This is a genomic window from Pseudomonas sp. Root569, assembly GCF_001427465.1.
Classification (GTDB): Bacteria; Pseudomonadota; Gammaproteobacteria; order Pseudomonadales; family Pseudomonadaceae; genus Aquipseudomonas; species Aquipseudomonas synxantha.
This window is the reverse complement of the sequence record NZ_LMGQ01000024.1, coordinates 486,795-504,397: the sequence shown is the minus strand read 5'-3', so window position 1 is coordinate 504,397 and position 17,603 is coordinate 486,795. Positions and strand designations below refer to the sequence as shown.

16 protein-coding genes are annotated in these 17,603 nt (G+C 61.1%); 3 read left to right on the top strand and 13 right to left on the bottom strand.

The window, feature by feature from the left end; all coding sequences use genetic code 11:
* Window positions 1-20: 20 nt before the first annotated feature.
* The 12 genes from ASD70_RS19755 to ASD70_RS19700 all read right to left on the bottom strand — a co-directional run bounded on the left by ASD70_RS19755 (window position 21) and on the right by ASD70_RS19700 (window position 11,990).
* Window positions 21-647, bottom strand: coding sequence for a class I SAM-dependent methyltransferase (locus tag ASD70_RS19755; protein WP_046070401.1), 627 nt, complete (start codon window positions 645-647; stop codon window positions 21-23).
* A 41-nt stretch (window positions 648-688) separates the two neighbouring features.
* Window positions 689-1,333 carry a methionine ABC transporter permease gene (locus ASD70_RS19750; protein ID WP_034117212.1) on the bottom strand — a complete coding sequence of 215 codons (645 nt, stop codon included), beginning with the start codon at window positions 1,331-1,333 and terminating at the stop codon, window positions 689-691.
* Entirely contained in the window at window positions 1,323-2,438 is a 1,116-nt protein-coding gene (locus ASD70_RS19745) for a methionine ABC transporter ATP-binding protein (protein ID WP_046070402.1), read from the bottom strand. Before ASD70_RS19745 ends, ASD70_RS19750 begins: the two co-directional genes overlap by 11 nt.
* Window positions 2,435-3,250, bottom strand: coding sequence for a MetQ/NlpA family ABC transporter substrate-binding protein (locus ASD70_RS19740; RefSeq protein ID WP_056847225.1), 816 nt, complete (start codon window positions 3,248-3,250; stop codon window positions 2,435-2,437). The genes ASD70_RS19745 and ASD70_RS19740 overlap by 4 nt, the downstream gene beginning before the upstream one ends.
* A 159-nt stretch (window positions 3,251-3,409) precedes the next feature.
* Window positions 3,410-4,762 carry an LLM class flavin-dependent oxidoreductase gene (locus ASD70_RS19735; protein ID WP_056847224.1) on the bottom strand — a complete coding sequence of 451 codons (1,353 nt, stop codon included), beginning with the start codon at window positions 4,760-4,762 and terminating at the stop codon, window positions 3,410-3,412.
* The gene (locus ASD70_RS19730) at window positions 4,762-5,955 is read right to left on the bottom strand and encodes an SfnB family sulfur acquisition oxidoreductase (RefSeq protein ID WP_056847223.1); all 1,194 of its coding nucleotides are present in this window, start codon (window positions 5,953-5,955) and stop codon (window positions 4,762-4,764) included. Before ASD70_RS19730 ends, ASD70_RS19735 begins: the two co-directional genes overlap by 1 nt.
* A gap of 40 nt (window positions 5,956-5,995) precedes the next feature.
* Complete coding sequence (locus ASD70_RS19725) at window positions 5,996-7,237, bottom strand: SfnB family sulfur acquisition oxidoreductase (protein ID WP_046070406.1); 1,242 nt, start codon at window positions 7,235-7,237, stop codon at window positions 5,996-5,998.
* Between the two features lie 187 nt (window positions 7,238-7,424).
* Window positions 7,425-8,222 carry a hypothetical protein gene (locus ASD70_RS19720; protein ID WP_056847222.1) on the bottom strand — a complete coding sequence of 266 codons (798 nt, stop codon included), beginning with the start codon at window positions 8,220-8,222 and terminating at the stop codon, window positions 7,425-7,427.
* 370 nt (window positions 8,223-8,592) lie between these two features.
* The gene (gene tcyN, locus ASD70_RS19715) at window positions 8,593-9,339 is read right to left on the bottom strand and encodes an L-cystine ABC transporter ATP-binding protein TcyN (RefSeq protein ID WP_046070408.1); all 747 of its coding nucleotides are present in this window, start codon (window positions 9,337-9,339) and stop codon (window positions 8,593-8,595) included.
* Window positions 9,340-9,342: 3 nt separating this feature from the next.
* Window positions 9,343-10,008, bottom strand: coding sequence for a cystine ABC transporter permease (gene tcyL / locus ASD70_RS19710; protein WP_056847221.1), 666 nt, complete (start codon window positions 10,006-10,008; stop codon window positions 9,343-9,345).
* Entirely contained in the window at window positions 10,008-10,802 is a 795-nt protein-coding gene (tcyJ, locus tag ASD70_RS19705; protein WP_046070409.1) for a cystine ABC transporter substrate-binding protein, read from the bottom strand. Before tcyJ ends, tcyL begins: the two co-directional genes overlap by 1 nt.
* A gap of 192 nt (window positions 10,803-10,994) precedes the next feature.
* The gene (locus tag ASD70_RS19700; RefSeq protein WP_046070410.1) at window positions 10,995-11,990 is read right to left on the bottom strand and encodes a D-cysteine desulfhydrase; all 996 of its coding nucleotides are present in this window, start codon (window positions 11,988-11,990) and stop codon (window positions 10,995-10,997) included.
* A gap of 167 nt (window positions 11,991-12,157) precedes the next feature.
* Between ASD70_RS19700 and epsC the strand changes: the two genes are divergently transcribed.
* The 3 genes from epsC (at window position 12,158) to mgrA (ending at window position 16,623) form a co-directional block, all read left to right on the top strand.
* Window positions 12,158-13,084 carry a serine O-acetyltransferase EpsC gene (epsC, locus tag ASD70_RS19695; RefSeq protein WP_046070411.1) on the top strand — a complete coding sequence of 309 codons (927 nt, stop codon included), beginning with the start codon at window positions 12,158-12,160 and terminating at the stop codon, window positions 13,082-13,084.
* A 413-nt stretch (window positions 13,085-13,497) separates the two neighbouring features.
* Window positions 13,498-15,459 (top strand): choline transporter BetT, encoded by a 1,962-nt coding sequence (betT, locus tag ASD70_RS19690; RefSeq protein ID WP_162252758.1) that lies wholly within the window; start codon window positions 13,498-13,500, stop codon window positions 15,457-15,459.
* Window positions 15,460-15,585: 126 nt separating this feature from the next.
* Window positions 15,586-16,623, top strand: coding sequence for an L-glyceraldehyde 3-phosphate reductase (gene mgrA / locus ASD70_RS19685; RefSeq protein WP_056847219.1), 1,038 nt, complete (start codon window positions 15,586-15,588; stop codon window positions 16,621-16,623).
* A 130-nt stretch (window positions 16,624-16,753) separates the two neighbouring features.
* On the opposite strand, the gene tauD is transcribed toward mgrA, so the two are convergent.
* Entirely contained in the window at window positions 16,754-17,602 is an 849-nt protein-coding gene (gene tauD / locus ASD70_RS19680; protein ID WP_056847218.1) for a taurine dioxygenase, read from the bottom strand.
* Window position 17,603 lies beyond the last annotated feature (1 nt).

The following is a 17,603-nucleotide window of genomic DNA, read 5'->3' as shown; positions in this document are numbered from 1 at the left end:
CAGACCAGGCAATAAATCACTTAAGACCGGCGCCACACACTCGCCAACCAAGGCTGCTGCTCCCGAGGCACCCCGGCCGGGCGGTAGTAATGCTCCAGCTCTTCAAACCCGGCCTCAATCAGCAGCGCCTGCCACGCCTCCAGATCGTGATAAGACCCATACCGCGGCCCATTCCAGCCTTCCTGGTTTTCGCCCCGAGGGTTGGAGCTGAACAGCACGCCCCCGGGCTTCAACGTGCCATGCAGCTGCTTGAGAACCCGCGGCAGTTCCTGCTTGGGAATATGAAACAGCACCGCATTGGCAAACACGCCATCGAAGCGCTCGGCGGGCAGGTCCAGCTTGAGAAAGTCCTGCTGCAGCACCTCGCAGCCGCTGTCCTCCCGCGCCATCTGCGCGAAACGCTCGGAGCCATCCAGCCCCACGGCGATATGCCCCATGCGGGTGAAGGTCTGCAAATCCCGGCCCGGCCCGCAGCCGAAATCCAACACGGTAAACGGCGCGGGGCCCTGAATGTGCCGCAATAACGCGTCGATGTTCTGGCTCACATCGTGATCGCGGGTGCCTTCACGGAAGTCTTCGGCCACCTTGTTGTAATGGCCGAGGGTGGTGGTGGTGATCTGGTTGAGGTCTTCGGGGGCAAGTTTCATGGCATGGCGCACGGCTGCGGCTGAGGTTGGTGAACTATACCTCAGCGCTTGTTCAACACCCGCGCCAATCGATCACCACCCAACTGGATCACCGCCACCAGGACCACCAGCAGCACAATCACCGTCAGCATGATCTGCGTATCAAAACGCTGGTAGCCATAGCGATAGGCAATGTCGCCCAGCCCACCGGCACCAATCGCCCCGGCCATGGCCGATGAGTTGATCATGGTCACCAGGGTGATGGTGAAGCCGCCGACGATTCCCGGCAGCGCTTCGGGCAATAGCACGTGCCAGATGATGTGCCAGCGTCGGCAACCCATGGCCTGCGCGGCTTCGATCAGGCCGTGATCGACTTCGCGCAGGCTGACTTCGGCGATGCGTGCAAAGAACGGCGTGGCGGCGATGGTCAGCGGCACCACGGCCGCCCATACGCCATAGGTGGTGCCGACGATCAGCCGGGTAAAGGGGATCAGCGCCACCATCAGGATCAGGAACGGAATGGAGCGGAACAAGTTCACGAACGCCCCCAGCACGCGGTTAAGGGCCGGCGCCTGATAGATGCCGCCCTTGTCGCTGGTGACCAGGAACACCGCCAGGGGAATCCCTACCAGCAAGGCGATCAGCGATGACACGCCGACCATTAACAGGGTGTCGATGGCGCCCTGCACTAAACGATCAAACCACATAACCGAGCACCTCCACCTGTTGCGCCCAATTGCTGGCGCGGTTGCGCAGCTCTTCGGCGTTGTGCGGCGAGCCATTCACCGCCAGCAGCAATTGCCCCAGGGCATGCCCCTGGATGCGTTCCACACCGCCTTGCAGCAAACGCACGCGTCCGCCGAGGGCGCTGAACAAGGCGGCGAGGTCCGGCTCATCGCTATCGCTGCCGGTGAACTGCAAGCGCAGCACCAGCGCCGCGCCCGCCAGGGATTGTGTGGGTTGCAGGCGGCTTTGCAATTCAGGCGGCAAGCCGTGCTGCAGCGGTGCGAGCAGGGTCTTGCTGACCTCATGCAGGGGGTTGCCGAACACTTGCCACACCGGGCCTTGCTCGACGATTCGCCCGTGTTCCAGCACCACCACGCGGTCGCAGATTTCGCGAATTACCGCCATCTCATGGGTGATCAGCACGATGGTCAGGCCCAGGCGTTGGTTGATCTCGCGCAGCAGGCCGAGGATCGACTGGGTGGTTTCCGGGTCGAGGGCCGAGGTGGCTTCGTCGCACAGCAGAATCTCGGGGTCGTGCACCAGCGCGCGGGCAATGCCAACGCGCTGTTTCTGCCCGCCAGAGAGCTGCGCCGGATAGGCGGTGTGCTTGTCCTGCAAACCCACCAGTTCCAACAGCTCACGCACCTTTTGCTCACGTTGGGGCTTGGGTACGCCGGCAACCTTGAGCGGCAACTCGACGTTCTGCCATACGGTCTTGGCCGACATCAGGTTGAAGTGCTGGAAGATCATGCCGATGCGCCGCCGCAGCGCCACCAGGTGGTCCTCGTCGAAGCCGCCGATGTCGACTTGATCAATCAGCACCCGCCCACTGCTGGGTTGCTCCAGGCGATTGATGGTGCGGATCAGCGATGACTTACCGGCGCCGCTGCGGCCGATGATGCCGAACACTTCGCCACGCTGGATCGCCAGGTCGATGCCTTGCAGGGCGTGTACCGTGCCGCCGTAGGTCTTGCCCAGGTTGATAAAGCGTACGTGGGCGCGGTTGAGGTCCGGGTGCAGTTCAGTCTGCTCGGCGTCCCTGGGCGCATGGCCCAGGTCGCGCAGTTGGGCGTTGGCGGCGGTCATTTTTTATCTTCCCAACCGACTTGGTAGAGCTTGCCGAGGGATTTATCCAGCGCCGCACGCACCACTGGCGAGTGCTGGTAGATGTCGACGAACTTGATTACCCGAGGGTCGGTTTTGCTCTTGGGTTGGATGACGAACTGGATCACGTATTCCGGGTGGTCCAGGCCGTCGAACAGCAGCGCCGACTCTGCATCGAAGGTCTTGGACAGGCGGATATACGCCGGGTAGCCCTGCACCAAGTCCGCATCGTCATAGGCGCGTACCAGTTGCACCGCTTCCACTTGCAGGATCTTGATCTTTTTCGGGTTGGCGATGATGTCTTCTTCGGTGGCTTTGTAGCCTACGCCCGGCTTGAGGGTGATCAGCCCGGCCTTGGCCAGCAGTTGCAGGCCGCGACCGCTGTTGATGGGGTCGTTGGCAATCGCCACGCTGGCGCCCTCGGGCAGATCGCTAATGCTTTTGTACTTTTTCGAGTACAGCCCGATGTTATTGATGATGCCCGGCGCATAGGGCTCCAAATCAAAACCGGCGGCGGCCTTGGCGTTTTCCAGGAAGGGGATGTGCTGGAAATAGTTCACGTCGATATCACCGGCGGCAAGGCTGACGTTGGGGGCGATCCAGTCGGTGAACTCCACCAGCTCGACCTTCAGGCCTTGTTTGCCGGCCTCTTCTACGGCCGCTTCCAGGGGAATGGCGAAGGCGGCGGTGGTGCCGATTTTCAGTGGCGCATCGGCGCCGAATACTACCGAGCTGAACAACCCGAAGGCCAGGGCCAGTGCTTTGACTGGGTGGGTGAGCAGTGTTTTTTTCATAATCAATTTCCAGTCATAAGGTATAGGCACAAACAATGGAGATCCAATGTGGGAGGGGCGGTGCGACGATTCGACTTGCTCCCGATAGCGGTGTGACAGCAAACCCATCCGGTGACTGATTCACCGCTATCGGGAGCAAGCCCCCTCCCACATTTTTGATCAGTGTCGGTAGCTGGAGCCGGTGTGTTGTTCGGGTAAGCGAGCGGTGCCGTGGAAGACTTTTTCCCGCAACGTGCCCTGCGCATACTCGGTCTTGTACGAGCCACGCCGCTGCAGCTCCGGTATCACCAAGTCGATGAAATCCACATAGCTCTCCGGCGTGACAATGCGTGTCAGGTTGAAACCATCCAGCCCGGTTTCGCTGATCCAGGATTCCAGTTCATCCGCCACCTGTTCAGGCGAGCCCACCAAGGTTATATAGCGCCCACCCAGGGCGTGCTGGTCGAGCAATTTGCGCCGGGTCCAGTCGTTGTTTTGCAGGGGCTTGGTGGCTGACTGGATTGCGTTGCTCTTTACGTACTGGATGGGCTCGTCCAGTTCGTATTGGGAGAAATCAATCGCCGTCGAGGCCGAGAAATGCGCCACACCGGCTTCCGCGCTGGCGTAGCTGAGGTACTCGGCATGCTTGCGCCAGGCCAACTCTTCGGTGGCGCCCACGATCACATTGAGGCCCATGAACACCTTAATATCGTCCGGGTTGCGCCCCGCCTCCACCGCGCTGGCGCGCACCTTATCCACCTGAGTTTTGGTTGAGGCCTTGTTCTGCCCGCTGATAAACACGCACTCGGCATGCCGCCCGGCGAACAGCAACCCACGCTCGGAACTGCCGGCCTGGAACAGCACCGGCGTACGCTGCGGCGACGGCTCGCAGAGGTGATAACCCTCTACCTGATAGAACTCGCCGTGGTGTTCGACTTTGTGCACCTTGCCCGGTTGCGCATACACCCGCGCCTGTGGATCGTTGAGCACCGCGTCGTCTTCCCAGCTGCCCTCCCAGAGTTTGTACAGCACCTGCAGGTACTCATCGGCCTGGTCGTAACGCCGATCATGCTCGACCTGTTCAGAGAGGCCCATGGCCTTGGCAGCGCTGTCGAGGTAGCCGGTGACGATGTTCCAGCCGACCCGGCCACGGCTCAGGTGGTCCAGCGTGGACATGCGCCGGGCGAACAGATAGGGCGGCTCGTAGGTGAGGTTGGCGGTAAGGCCAAAACCCAGGTTGCGGGTGACGGCGGCCATGGCCGAGACCAGCAGCAACGGGTCGTTGACCGGCAGTTGGATCGACTCCTTGAGCGGCACGTCAATCGAGTTCTGATACACGTCGTAGACACCGACGATGTCGGCGATAAACAAACCATCGAACAACCCGCGTTCGAGGATCTGCGCCAGTTCGGTCCAGTATTCGAGGGTCTTGTACTGGGTTGAGTTGTCCCGTGGGTGAGTCCACAGGCCGTGGTTGATATGCCCGATGCAGTTCATGTTGAAGGCATTGAGCAGGATCTTCTTTTTGCTCATCAGATGGTCCCCCGCAGCGGCGGGTTTTCATCGTTGAGGTAGTAGTTGCCCACGGCGTGGTACTTCCAGCGCACCGGGTCGTGCAGGGTGTGCACCCGGGCGTTGCGCCAGTGGCGGTCCAGGCCATGTTCAGCGAGCGTCGCCTGGCTGCCGGCCAGTTCGAACAAGGTGCTGCCGGCAGCCAGGGAAATCTCGGTGCTCAAGGCGCGCACTTCGGCCACGGCGATGGACGCGGCGGCGACGGTCTGGGCATTGCTGTCAGCCTGGGCGCGGTCGAGGAATTCCCCAGAGCGCTCCAGCAAGGCCTCGGCAGCGTGCAGGCGAATGCTCAGGTGGCCGAAGCTTTTGAGGGTCAGCGGGTCTTCGGTGGCTTTGTCGTTGCCGGAATCGATCCACGGGCGGGTCTTGGTGCGCACAAAGTGCAGCGCGTCTTCAAAGGCGGCGCGGGCAATGCCGGTGTCGATGGCCGCGTGGAGGATCTGCGCCAGCGGGCCGACGGTGGTCGGGCGTTCGAAGGCGCTCTGGAACGGGATCACGTCCTGTGCCGCTACCCATACGTTATCGAATACCACCGAGCCGCTGCCGGTGGTGCGCTGGCCGAAGCCGCTCCAGTCGTCGATTACCGTCAGGCCCGCGCTGTCGCGGGGCACGAAGGCCAGCTGCTGGATGCCATTTTCATCTACCACCGAGGTGGGGATGCGTTGCGCATAGATAGCGCCAGTGGCGTAGAACTTGCGCCCATTGATGCGAAAACCATCGCCGTCGCGGGTGAGGCTGGTCACGCGGTCATGGGCGGTCTTGGTACCCAGTTCCGCCAAGGCGTTGCCAAAGCGCTGGCCGGCCAGCACCTCGGCGTACAGGCGCTGCTGCTGTTCGGGGCTGCCGTTTACGCGCAGCACTTCGAGGGCGTAGAAATGGTTCTGCGGGATCTGGCCCAAGGAGCCATCGGCCTGGGCAATCAGCGCGATGACCTTGGCCAGGGTCACGTTGGACACACCCGCGCCACCGTAGGCCTTGGGCACGCTGATGCCCCACAGGCCGGAGCGGGAAAACACGTCCAGTTCGGGCAATGGCAGACGCCGTTCACGGTCGCGTTGGGCGCTGTCGCGGCGCAAGTCATCAGCGAGGTCGCTGGCGACAATAAGGGCGTGTTCGTCGCTGGTGATAACCGCAACGTGGTTAGAAAGGGTCATGAGTTTCTCCAGAAGCTCGTGGAAAAAGTGTTCTGGTCGGTTAAATCCAGGAGTGACGCGCCGGTAAAGTGCCGTTCAAGCGATAGGCACCGATAGCGTGGTACTTCCAGCGCACCGGGTCGTGCAGGGTGTGCACCCGGGCGTTGCGCCAGTGACGGTCGAGGTTGAATTCGGCGAGGGTGGCGCGGCTGCCGGCCAGTTCGAAGAGCTTCTCGGTGACCAGCAACGACACTTCAGTGGTCAGCACTTTCGCTTCGGCCACCGCGATTGACGCGCGCGCAGCAGATTGCGCGGTGATTGGCGCGGCGCTGACCTCGTCGAGCACCTGGCCCGCCTTGCGCAGCAGCGCTTCGGCGGCGTGCAGTTCGATCTTCAACTTGCCGATATCGGCGATCACATACAGGTCGTCGCTGGCCCGTTCGACCTTAGCGTCGATCCAGGGGCGCGAACGCTCACGCACGAAGGCGATGGTGTCGTCCAGGGCCCCACGGGCGATGCCGGCGTCGATGGCGGCCTGGATCAACTGCGACACGGCACCCTGGATGTTCGGGCTTTCGCCCAGGCGCCAGTTGTCGATGACCAGCTCCGGGTCCACCGGCACCCGGTCGAGCAGCACAGTGCCGCTGGCGGTGGTGCGTTGGCCAAAGCCCGACCAGTCATCGACGATGCGCAGCCCTTCGCTGCCGCGCCTTATGAACGCCATGACTTGCTTGCCGTCATCGTTCAGCGCCTTGATCGCAACCCAGTGGGCAAACAGCGCGCCGGTGGAGTAGAACTTCTGGCCGCTGACCACCAACCCGTCACCTTCGGCCGTGAGGCGCGCCTTGAGCTCCAAGGTGTTTTTGGTGCCGCGTTCCGGGCCGCCGTTGCCGATGCGCCAGCCGTCGAGCACGCTCTGGAACAGCTGCTTTTTCTGGCGCTCGGTGGCGGTGTTCTGCAACACATGCAGGATGCCGAAATGGTTCTGCGGAATCTGCCCGAGGGCCGGGTCGGCCGCACTGATGATCGCGAAGACTTCGGCCAGGGTCACGAACGACACCTGCGGGCCACCGTATTCGCGGGGAATTGAAATACTGCCCAAGCCGCTGCGGGTGAATTGTTCGAGCTGTGCCCACGGCAGCTTGCGTTGCTGGTCGCGCTTGGCGGCCTGCAAGCGTGCAGCCTGGGCCAGCTCGTGGGCGGCGCTCAGCGCCTGGGCGTCGTCGCGCAGCACCGTGGCCGGCAACAGCAGGGGGGCTACGTCCAGATCACTCTGGGTGGGTGTTAGAGCCAAGTTAGACATCAGCGCCGCTCCTTGGCTGCACGCAATGCCCTGGCGTTATGCACCGGGGTAATTCTGACCATACCGACCTCGCATTCGATGAAATAAAAACTGAAAAATCAGGAATGTCCGGTGGTCCGGTGCATATACCCTAAGCGTGTTAATTCTTTAAATAAACTAACTTTTAGGAATATGCATAGAAGGGCTGTCACCCCGGTTCACAAGGTGAGCCGAAGCGACGCGGTTGATAGCCTGGCGCGGGCAAGGCAGGGCGGGTCGTTGCTGCTGATGCACAGGCGGCGATGCGCAAAGTGCGGGCGGGTGCCCAGCTGGAATTATTACCGACGCAATCAAGGATGCAGTAGGTAACTTCCAACCGGCAGTCGTCGCCCGCTTCGATAATCACTTGGGAGGGCACCCACACCTGTACTGCCAGGCCTACGTTCCTGGCTTGGATTTTCGGCAGGTCCAGGCGTACATCCCCCCAGCGCAGGGTGATGGCATCGCCGGTGCTCATGTTCAAGTAAGGCTCGATCGTCAGCGGAATGCCGCGTCGTACCTGGCAGCTGTTGACGCCGTAGCGGCGGATGGTTTCAGGCAGGCTGACGGGGGCGAGGTTCTGGTTTTCATCACCCCTTTCGTGGTTCAGATGAGACGAGGGCAGGCCGCCGGGGTAGTTGGTCTTGACCCGCACCAGGGTCGCGGCCGAGCGCATAGGCCCATGGCCGATCTGCAGGACCTGGTAGTGGACGCGCGCGGGGCCGTCCTGCACAAAGCTCTCCGGTACCCACAGGTGGGTGAACGTGCCGATCTTGCCAGCGGTCACCTTGCGCGAGGCGGCGAAGCAGTTGTTCCAGAACAGTTCGATCAGGTCGCCTTCTTCCATGCCTGGGTAGGGTGAAATATCGACTTGCAAGTGCGTGGAGGCCAGGGCGCTGATGCCGCTTCCAATCGCCTGGGGCAATTTGGGGGCAGTGAGCGTGGCCGGGGTTTGGGTGTGTGTCATCAGTAATCTCCTTGATGCAGCCAGCAGCAATCGTTCCGAGCCCCCGGCGCACAGGCGCAAGGCGGTTCGAAAGGAACGATTCAGTCAGTAGCCGGGATAGGATCCAATCCTCAAGGCGCTAGATAAGAGGGTTGGCCGCAGAGCGTCAATGGAGGCAAAAGGCTAAACGGCGGGTTTGAAGATATTCAGAAGGGTCTGACGGGGAGGGGGATTTTAAGGTCGTTACGGCGGGGTATTTTAAGCGCTGGAATGGTAACCCGTTGTAGGAGCGAGCTTGCTCGCGAAGAACGTCAACGACAACGCGGTGAATCAGATTGACCGAGTTGTCTGGGCGCTTTTCGCGAGCAAGCTCGCTCCTACACGGGGTGGGTCAGTGGGCGAGGAATTTGCTCAGAAACTGCCGGGTGCGCTCTTCCTTGGGGTTGGCGAACAACGCCTTGGCTTCGCCCTGTTCGACGATCACGCCCTTGTCGAAAAAAATCACCCGGTTGGCCACATCCCGGGCAAAGCTCATCTCGTGGGTGACGATGACCATGGTGCGATTTTCTTCGGCCAGGCTGCGGATGGTCGCCAGCACTTCGCCCACCAGTTCCGGGTCAAGGGCCGAAGTGGGCTCGTCGAACAGAATCACCTCTGGCTCCATGGCCAGCGCCCGGGCGATCGCTACGCGCTGTTGCTGGCCGCCGGACAACCGCCGTGGGTAGGACGCTTCCTTGCCCGCCAGGCCAACCCGCTCCAGCAGCTTGCGCCCCAATTCGGTCGCCGCTTCCCGCGGCATCTTCTTGACCACGATCGGCCCTTCGATGACGTTTTCCAGGGCTGTGCGGTGCGGGAACAGGTTGAAGTTCTGGAACACGAAGCCCACATGCTGGCGCAGGCGCCGCACCAAGCCCTGTTGCTGGTTGAGCGGCTTGCTGCCGTCGATCTCGATGTCACCGACCTTGATACGGCCGCTGGTGGGTTCTTCGAGGAAATTCAGGCAGCGCAGGAAGGTGGTCTTGCCCGAACCGCTGGGACCGATGATGGCGACTACTTCGCCTTCCTTGACCTCCAGGTCGATGCCGTTGAGCACCACCTGACCGTTGAATTGCTTGGTCAGTTTTTCAACCACGATCATGCTTCAAGACTCCAGGTCATGCCGGTTGACCCGGTCTTCCAGACGATTTTGCAGATGCGCCAGGATGCTCGCCAGGATCCAGTAGATCAGGGCCGCGGACAGATACATGGTGAAAATTTCGAAGGTACGCGCCGACACCAGTTGGGCCTGGCGGAACAGCTCCGGCACCTGGATGGTGGCGGCCAGCGCGGTGTCCTTGACCAGCGAAATAAAGCTGTTGCCCAGGGGGGGCAGGGCTGTACGCATGGCCTGCGGCAGGATGGCCCGGCGCAGGGTCTGCGCACGGGTCATGCCGATACTGGCGGCGGCTTCCCATTGGCCACGCTCGATGGAGGCGATGGCGGCCCGCAGGATTTCACAGGCGTAGGCGGCCATGTTCAGCGAAAAGCCGATCATGGCTGCCGGGATCGGATCCAGCTCGATGCCCACTTGCGGCAAGCCGTAGTAGATCAGGAACAGCTGCACCAGCAAGGGCGTGCCGCGAAAGAACGACACGTAGACCCTGGCCGTCCAGCTGAGCAATTTGAAGCGCGACAGGCGCATCAGCGCCAGGCCGAAGCCCAGCATCAAGCCGAAAAACATCCCGCCAAGGCTGAGGATTACCGTGTAGTACGCGCCCTTGAGCAGAAAGGGCGCGGAGTCCAGCGCGAGTTGAAAGCCTGCTTCCATTATTGGGTGACGTCAGCGTTGAAATACTTCTCGGACAGCGCTTTCAAGGTGCCGTCGGCGCGCAGCTTGTCGAGGGCTTTGTTCACCGCGTCGAGCAGTTCAGGCTCGCCTTTGCGCAGGGCAATCCCGGATTCCTGACGTGAGAAGGCGTCGCCGGCTGCGGCGGTGTCCTTGGCTTTCTTGGCGTACTCCAGGGCGGCCAGGCGATCAATCAGGATCGCGTCAATACGGCCGATGCGCAGGTCCTGGAACTTGGTCGGGTCGTCGTTATAGGTCTTGATAATGGCTTTAGGCTGGTTGTCCTTGAGCCATTGTTCGTAGTTGGTGCCCAGGCCCACGCCGACTTTCTTGCCGGCCAGGTCGGCGGCGGTCTTGATGGTGTCGACGTTCTTCGCCAGGGTCAGCGCCTGGATACCGGAAACGGTATAGGGCTTGGAGAAGTCGTACTTCTTCTTGCGCTCTTCGGAGATGGTCACTTGGTTGACCACGGCATCCAGGCGCTTGGATTCCAGGGCGGCGAGGATCCCGTCCCATGGCGTCGCTTGCAGCTTGACCTTGACGCCCAACTCTTTGGCCAGGGCTTCGGACAACTCCACCTCGAACCCGCTGAGCTTGCCGCTTTCATCGACGAAGCTGAAGGGTGGATAGGTGCCCTCCAGGCCGATCTTGATCTCGCCGGCCTTCTTGATGTTGCCCAACTGCTCGCCGGCAACCGCCTGGCCCAGCCAGCCAGCGCCAAGCGCCAGGCCCAATGTGCCAACCAGCAGCGTGCGACGCAATACAGAAATAGTCATGGAGAGCCCCTGTGTTTTTATGGTGAGCGAAGCAGGTGACGCGGTAGTCGTATCCTGCCTTAAAGCGCGGTGTGCGTCTTCGCCTTCGGCGCGATGATAATGCTGGATTTTAAGACTTGAAAATAATAAAAAATTAATTTCATATTCTATTTTTGACTAAGGAGACCCTCCCACACTTTGGTCTGTGTCCGTTTAATTGAAGGCTGAATCGTAGGCAAACAACGCCGGCGCCCCACCGGTATGCAGGAAAATGATTGGCCCTTCTTCAAGGCGCTGACGCCCGATGCCGTCCAGCAACCCGGCCATGGCCTTGCCCGTATAAACAGGGTCCAGCAGCAGACCTTCCTGGCTGGCCAAAAGTTTGATCGCGGAGAGGGTGCCAGCATTCGGCTCGCCATAACGGGGGCCGAAATACTCGTCCCACAGGATCACCTTGAAGGCTTCAGGCATATCCATACCGAGCAACTCGGCAGTGCGTTCGGCCAGGCCCTGCACTTTGGGGAACTGCGCTTCTTCGGTGCGCGACACGGTAATGCCGATCACCGGCAACTTCGGCAGCACTTCGCTTAACGCCAAGGCCAGGCCACTGTGGGTACCGGCGCTGCCCGAGGCGAGTACCACGGCGGCGAATTCAATCCCGCTGTCTTCAATCTGCGCGGCCAACTCCAGCCCGGCACGCACATAGCCCAAGGCTCCGAGGGCATTGGAGCCGCCGATCGGCACCAAGTACGGTTTCTTGCCATTGCTGCGCAGGAGGGCGGCGAGGGCGTTGAGCTGGTCATCGGCCTGTTCGAGGTTTTCCACCAATTCCACTTTGGCGTCGAACAGGTCCAGCAGCAGGCGGTTGCCGTTGCCCAGATAGTTCGGGTCTTCGGTGCCGGTAGGGTTCTCCAGCAGGGCGACGCATCCCAGGCCAAGCTTGGCGGCGAGCGCGGCGGTCTGGCGCACGTGGTTCGACTGCAACGCGCCGGCGGTAATCAGGGTGTCGGCGCCCTGGGCGATAGCGTCAGCCGCCAGGTATTCGAGTTTGCGCAGCTTGTTGCCGCCCATGGCCAGCGGCGTGGTGTCATCGCGTTTGACGTAGATGTCCCTGCCCAGCCAAGCCGACAGCCGCTCGAGCTTTTCCAAAGCGGTAGCACCGCCCAGCAGTTCCAAACGGTTAAAACGGTCAAGCTGTTGTTTGATCATGGTTACACACGGTGACTGAGTGATGTGGGGGACTATAGGCAGGCCCTTTTCATCGGGCAACCGGCAATCGCTTATGCCGGATAGTTCTTATGTTCATACCATTGGTTCTTAAGAGCTGCCACGGTGCATACCGTAAAGTGATGGCCATTTCGTCAGGAGTGAATACCGTGAGTGAGCGTTCCAGTCATTGGCAATTGCAGACCATCGTCAGCCAGCTGCGCGGCGCCCGCGACCAGTGGCGAACGCGCAACGGACGCTTGAGCGGCGAGCATGGTGGCCGCGAGCTGCCGTCGCGCGAGGCGGTGGCGCAGATACTTGAAGCCTTGTGCGGTGCACTGTTCCCCATGCGCCTGGGCCCGGTGGACCTGCGCGAAGAAAGCGAAGATTTCTATGTAGGGCACACCCTCGACGTGGCGCTCAATGCCTTGCTCGCCCAGGCCCGCCTGGAGTTGCGCTACGCCGCACGCCAGGGCGGTGAGGACGACAGCGGGGTGGACGCCCATGCCATCCGCCTGATCCAGGATTTCGCCCTGGCGCTGCCGTCCCTGCGCAGCCTGTTGGACACCGACGTACTCGCCGCCTACCACGGCGACCCGGCCGCCCGCAGTGTGGATGAAGTGCTGCTGTGCTACCCGGGCATCCTGGCGGTTATCCACCATCGCCTGGCTCATCATCTATACCGGGCCGGTTTGCCGCTGCTGGCGCGAATCAGCGCGGAAATCGCCCACTCGGCGACCGGCATAGATATCCACCCCGGTGCGCAGATCGGCCCGAGCTTCTTTATCGACCACGGCACGGGCGTGGTGATTGGCGAGACCGCAATCATCGGCGAGCGGGTGCGCATCTACCAGGCGGTGACACTGGGCGCCAAGCGCTTTCCGGCGGATGAGGATGGGCAGTTGCAGAAAGGCCATCCACGTCACCCAATCGTTGAGGACGATGTGGTGATTTATGCTGGGGCAACGATCCTGGGCCGCATCACCATCGGCAAGGGCTCGACAATTGGCGGTAATGTGTGGCTGACCCGCAGCGTGCCGGCTGAGGCGAATATCACCCAGGCGAACTTGCAGCATGATGATGGGGCGCAGAAGTAACCGCGCACTCAGGCACTACACAAAACCAATGTGGGAGGGGGCTTGCTCCCGATAGCGGTGGATCAATCAGCTTATCTGTAGCTGACCCACCGTAATCGGGAGCAAGCCCCCTCCCACATTGTTTAATCGCATGTTCAAATTCACATGTCATCACTGAACGATTTGTCATTTAGATCCGTCATACCAATCCTTGAGCTAGTGTAGAAATCACCTACCATTCGGCCCTGCAATTAGTCCCAGACCGCCTATTCATGTTTAACTTGAACGTTCGTTCAAGTTTAACCGGTGGTTCGCTGCCCGCTCACAACAGGAGGCTTACCTTTGCTGAGTCCGTTATTTACAGCCACATCCCACACCCCAGGGGTGCATCGTTCATGAGTGCATCGTCCACCCCATCCAGCGGCCTGGTGCGCATGAATGCGCCCGTTTTCTACTTTGCCGCGACTTTTATCCTGCTGTTTGGCATTACCGTCATCGCTATCCCGCAACAGGCCGGCGCCTGGCTGCTGGCGGCGCAAAACTGGGCGGCGAATACGGTCGGCTGGTACTACATGCTGGCGATGACCCTGTATCTGGTCTTCGTGGTGGTCACCGCGCTATCGGGCTACGGCAAGATAAAACTCGGTGCCGACCACGACGAGCCCGAATTCAGTTACCTGTCCTGGGCCGGCATGCTGTTCGCCGCCGGCATCAGCATCACGCTGTTCTTCTTCTGCGTCTCGGAACCGTTGACGCACTTGGTGCAACCGCCTCAAGGCGAGGCGATGAACGCCGATGCGGCGCGCCAGGCCATGCAGGTGCTGTTCCTGCACTGGGGCCTGCACGGCTGGGGCGTGTTCGCGTTTGTCGGCATGGCCCTGGCGTATTTCGCTTACCGGCATAACCTGCCGCTGGCATTGCGTTCGGCGCTGTACCCGTTGATCGGCAAGCGCATCAATGGCCCCATCGGTTACGCGGTGGATGGCTTCGGCATCATCGCCACGGTGTTCGGCCTGGGCGCCGACATGGGCTTTGGCGTGCTGCACCTCAACTCCGGCCTGGACTACCTGTTTGGCATTGCCCACACCCAGTGGATCCAGGTGGGCCTGATCACCCTGATGATGGGCGCGGCGATCCTCGTGGCGGTGGCCGGGGTCGACAAGGGTGTGCGGGTGATGTCCGACATCAACATGCTGCTGGCCTGTGCGCTGCTGCTGTTCGTGTTGTTTGCCGGGCCTACCCAGCACCTGCTCAACACCCTGATCCAGAACATCGGTGACTACCTGGGCGCATTGCCCACCAAAAGTTTCGATGTGTACGCCTACGACAAACCGAGCGACTGGCTGGGTGGCTGGACAGTGTTCTATTGGGCCTGGTGGATCGCATGGTCGCCATTCGTGGGCCTGTTTATCGCCCGTATTTCCCGTGGCCGCACCATCCGTGAATTCGTGTTCGGCGTGTTGTTGATCCCGCTGGGCTTCACCCTGGCTTGGATGTCGATCTTCGGTAACAGCGCCATCGACCAAGTGCTCAACCATGGTATGGCCGCGCTGGGCCAGTCGGCCATCGATGACCCGTCGATGAGCCTCTACCTGCTGCTGGAAACCTACCCGTGGAGCAAGACGGTGATTGCGGTCACGGTGTTTATCAGCTTTGTGTTCTTTGTGACCTCGGCGGACTCAGGCACGGTGGTGCTGTCCACCCTGTCGTCCAAAGGCGGCAACGCTGATGAAGACGGGCCGAAGTGGCTGCGGGTGTTCTGGGGTGCGATGACAGCGCTGGTGACCAGTGCCCTGCTGTTCGCCGGCAGTATCGATTCGTTGAAGTCTGCGGTGGTGCTGACCTCGCTGCCGTTCTCGCTGATTCTGCTGCTGATGATGTGGGGGCTGCACAAGGCGTTTTACCTGGAGTCGCAAAAGCAGATCGCGCAGTTGCATTCCCTGGCGCCAATATCGGCTTCACGCAAAGGCCGTGGCGGCTGGCGCCAGCGCTTGAGCCAGGCCGTGCATTTCCCGTCACGTGATGAGGTGTATCGCTTCCTTGAATCGACGGTGCGCCCGGCGATCGAAGAAGTGACGGCGGTGTTTGTCGAGAAGGGCCTGAATGTAGTCACTCAGCCGGACCCTTCCAACGACAGCGTCAGCCTGGAAATCGGCCATGGCGAGGAGCACCCATTCATCTACCAGGTGCAGATGCGCGGCTATTTCACGCCGTCGTTTGCCCGCGGTGGCATGGGTTCCAAAGAGATCAACAACCGCCGTTACTATCGTGCGGAGGTGCACTTGAGTGAGGGTAGCCAGGACTATGACCTGGTGGGCTATACCAAGGAGCAGATCATCAACGACATCCTCGACCAGTACGAGCGCCATCTGCAGTTCCTGCATTTGGTGCGCTGATACCGTTCCTCTCAAGTAGGTCTTTGCTGTAAAAGGAAGAGGCAGACTTAAGCGATTCAGCGGGTTAAAAGGCTTGGGAATAACCTTATTCCCGGGCCTTTCAACCCTCAGTCCAGAGAGGATTCGATGACGTACATTGCTGCCGAAAACCGCTATGAATCTATTCCCTATCGCCGCGTAGGCCGCAGTGGGTTGGTGCTGCCGGCACTGTCCCTGGGGCTGTGGCACAACTTTGGCGACAGCACCCCGATCGACACCCAGCGCGCTTTGCTGCGCACGGCGTTCGACCTGGGTATCAACCACTTCGACCTGGCCAACAACTACGGCCCGCCCTATGGCAGCGCCGAGATCAACTTCGGTCGGTTGCTGCGTGAAGACTTCAAGCACTACCGCGACGAATTGATCATCTCCAGCAAAGCCGGTTGGGACATGTGGCCCGGCCCCTACGGCCAGGGCGGTGGCTCGCGCAAATACATCCTGGCGAGCCTGGACCAGAGCCTGCAACGCCTGGGCGTCGACTACGTGGATATTTTCTACTCCCATCGTTTTGACCCCGACACGCCCCTGGAAGAAACCGCCAGCGCCCTCGCCACCGCCGTGCAACAAGGCAAGGCGCTGTACATCGGTATCTCGTCCTATTCCGGGGTGAAAACCCGCGAAATCGCAGCCTTGCTCAACGAGTGGAAAGTGCCGTTGCTGATCCACCAACCGGCCTACAACCTGCTCAACCGCTGGGTGGAAAAAGACCTGCTGGACACCACCGAGGAACTCGGTGCCGGGGTGATCGCCTTCACGCCGCTGGCCCAGGGCTTGCTCACCGACAAGTACCTCAACGGCGTACCGGCTGATGCACGGGTCAATCGCCCCGGTGGCGGCTCGTTGCAGGCCAAGCACTTGTCCGAGGCCAACATTGCCCACGTGCGGGCATTGAACGAAATCGCCAAGCGCCGTGGCCAGAGCCTGGCTCAACTGGCCCTGGCGTGGACATTGCGCGATCCACGGGTGACCAGCGCGCTGATCGGCGCGAGCCGGCCAGAGCAGATCATCGAGAACGTCGGGGCGTTGCAGAACTTAAGCTTCAGTGCTGAGGAACTGGCGGAGATTGATCGGTTTGCGCAGGAAGGCGGGATCAACCTGTGGGAAAAGCCGTCCACTGCTGAATAACTGACACAACGGGGTCAAAAATGTGGGAGGGGGCTTGCTCCCGATAGCAGTGGGTCAGCTACAGATGAGCTGACTGAACCACCGCCATCGGGAGCAAGCCCCCTCCCACATTTGGTTTTCAGTGTGGCGACTAGAACGGCACATCCCCAAGAATCGTCGCCCGGTGCATCACCCGCCGCTGTGGCCGGTAGTCATCCACGGCGTAATGCTGGGTCACGCGGTTATCCCAGAACGCCACGTCATTTTCCTGCCAGCGCCAGCGTATGGTGAATTCCGGGCGGGTGGTGTGGGCGAACAGCAGCTTGAGTATCGCCTCGCTTTCAGTCGGCTCTAGTTCATTGATTTTGGTGGTGAAGCCTTCACTGACAAACAGCGACTTACGCCCGCTCACCGGATGCGTGCGCACCACGGGGTGCGACAGCGGTGGGTTTTTCCGGCGGGTTTGTTCCCAACGCGCCAGGTCTTCGGCGCTATTGCCGAAGCGCTCCAGCGGGAAGGACTTGGTGAAGTCGTGGGTGGCGGTCAGTCCAGTCAGCAGTACTTTCAATGGCTCGGACAAGGCTTCGTACGCCGCAATACCACTGGCCCACAAGGTATCGCCCCCGAACGCCGGCAATAGCTTGGCGCTGAGTACCGCGCCCAGGGCCGGAGTCGGCAGGAAGGTAACGTCGGTGTGCCACACGGCGTTGTCGCGCACGTCGGTGACGGCGGTGTCGAGGATCAGCACTTCCGGCTGTTCCGGTACGTTGGGGTAGATCGGGTGGATGTGCAGGTCGCCGAAGTGCGCCGCGAACCGCGCTTGCTGCTGCGAGGTGATTGCTTGGCCCCGGAAGAACAGCACCGAGTGGCTGAGCAGCGCCTGCTCGATGGCATCGCGATGTGCCTCGCTCAGCGGCTGGGTGATATCGACGCCACTGATCTGGGCGCCCAGGGCGGTGCTTAATGGGGTAACGGTCAGGCTGCTCAATTGAGTTCTCATC

What these genes read in the sequence shown, in the direction of transcription:
- ASD70_RS19740 (WP_056847225.1), bottom strand. Translation starts at nt 3,250, where the DNA reads ATGAAAAAAACACTGCTCACCCACCCAGTCAAAGCACTGGCCCTGGCC.
- ASD70_RS19755 (WP_046070401.1), bottom strand. Translation starts at nt 647, where the DNA reads ATGAAACTTGCCCCCGAAGACCTCAACCAGATCACCACCACCACCCTC.
- tcyJ (WP_046070409.1), bottom strand. Translation starts at nt 10,802, where the DNA reads ATGACTATTTCTGTATTGCGTCGCACGCTGCTGGTTGGCACATTGGGC.
- ASD70_RS19745 (WP_046070402.1), bottom strand. Translation starts at nt 2,438, where the DNA reads ATGACCGCCGCCAACGCCCAACTGCGCGACCTGGGCCATGCGCCCAGG.
- betT (WP_162252758.1), top strand. Translation starts at nt 13,498, where the DNA reads ATGAATGCGCCCGTTTTCTACTTTGCCGCGACTTTTATCCTGCTGTTT.
- ASD70_RS19735 (WP_056847224.1), bottom strand. Translation starts at nt 4,762, where the DNA reads ATGAGCAAAAAGAAGATCCTGCTCAATGCCTTCAACATGAACTGCATC.
- ASD70_RS19725 (WP_046070406.1), bottom strand. Translation starts at nt 7,237, where the DNA reads ATGTCTAACTTGGCTCTAACACCCACCCAGAGTGATCTGGACGTAGCC.
- ASD70_RS19720 (WP_056847222.1), bottom strand. Translation starts at nt 8,222, where the DNA reads ATGACACACACCCAAACCCCGGCCACGCTCACTGCCCCCAAATTGCCC.
- ASD70_RS19750 (WP_034117212.1), bottom strand. Translation starts at nt 1,333, where the DNA reads ATGTGGTTTGATCGTTTAGTGCAGGGCGCCATCGACACCCTGTTAATG.
- ASD70_RS19700 (WP_046070410.1), bottom strand. Translation starts at nt 11,990, where the DNA reads ATGATCAAACAACAGCTTGACCGTTTTAACCGTTTGGAACTGCTGGGC.
- mgrA (WP_056847219.1), top strand. Translation starts at nt 15,586, where the DNA reads ATGACGTACATTGCTGCCGAAAACCGCTATGAATCTATTCCCTATCGC.
- tauD (WP_056847218.1), bottom strand. Translation starts at nt 17,602, where the DNA reads ATGAGAACTCAATTGAGCAGCCTGACCGTTACCCCATTAAGCACCGCC.
- tcyL (WP_056847221.1), bottom strand. Translation starts at nt 10,008, where the DNA reads ATGGAAGCAGGCTTTCAACTCGCGCTGGACTCCGCGCCCTTTCTGCTC.
- ASD70_RS19730 (WP_056847223.1), bottom strand. Translation starts at nt 5,955, where the DNA reads ATGACCCTTTCTAACCACGTTGCGGTTATCACCAGCGACGAACACGCC.
- tcyN (WP_046070408.1), bottom strand. Translation starts at nt 9,339, where the DNA reads ATGATCGTGGTTGAAAAACTGACCAAGCAATTCAACGGTCAGGTGGTG.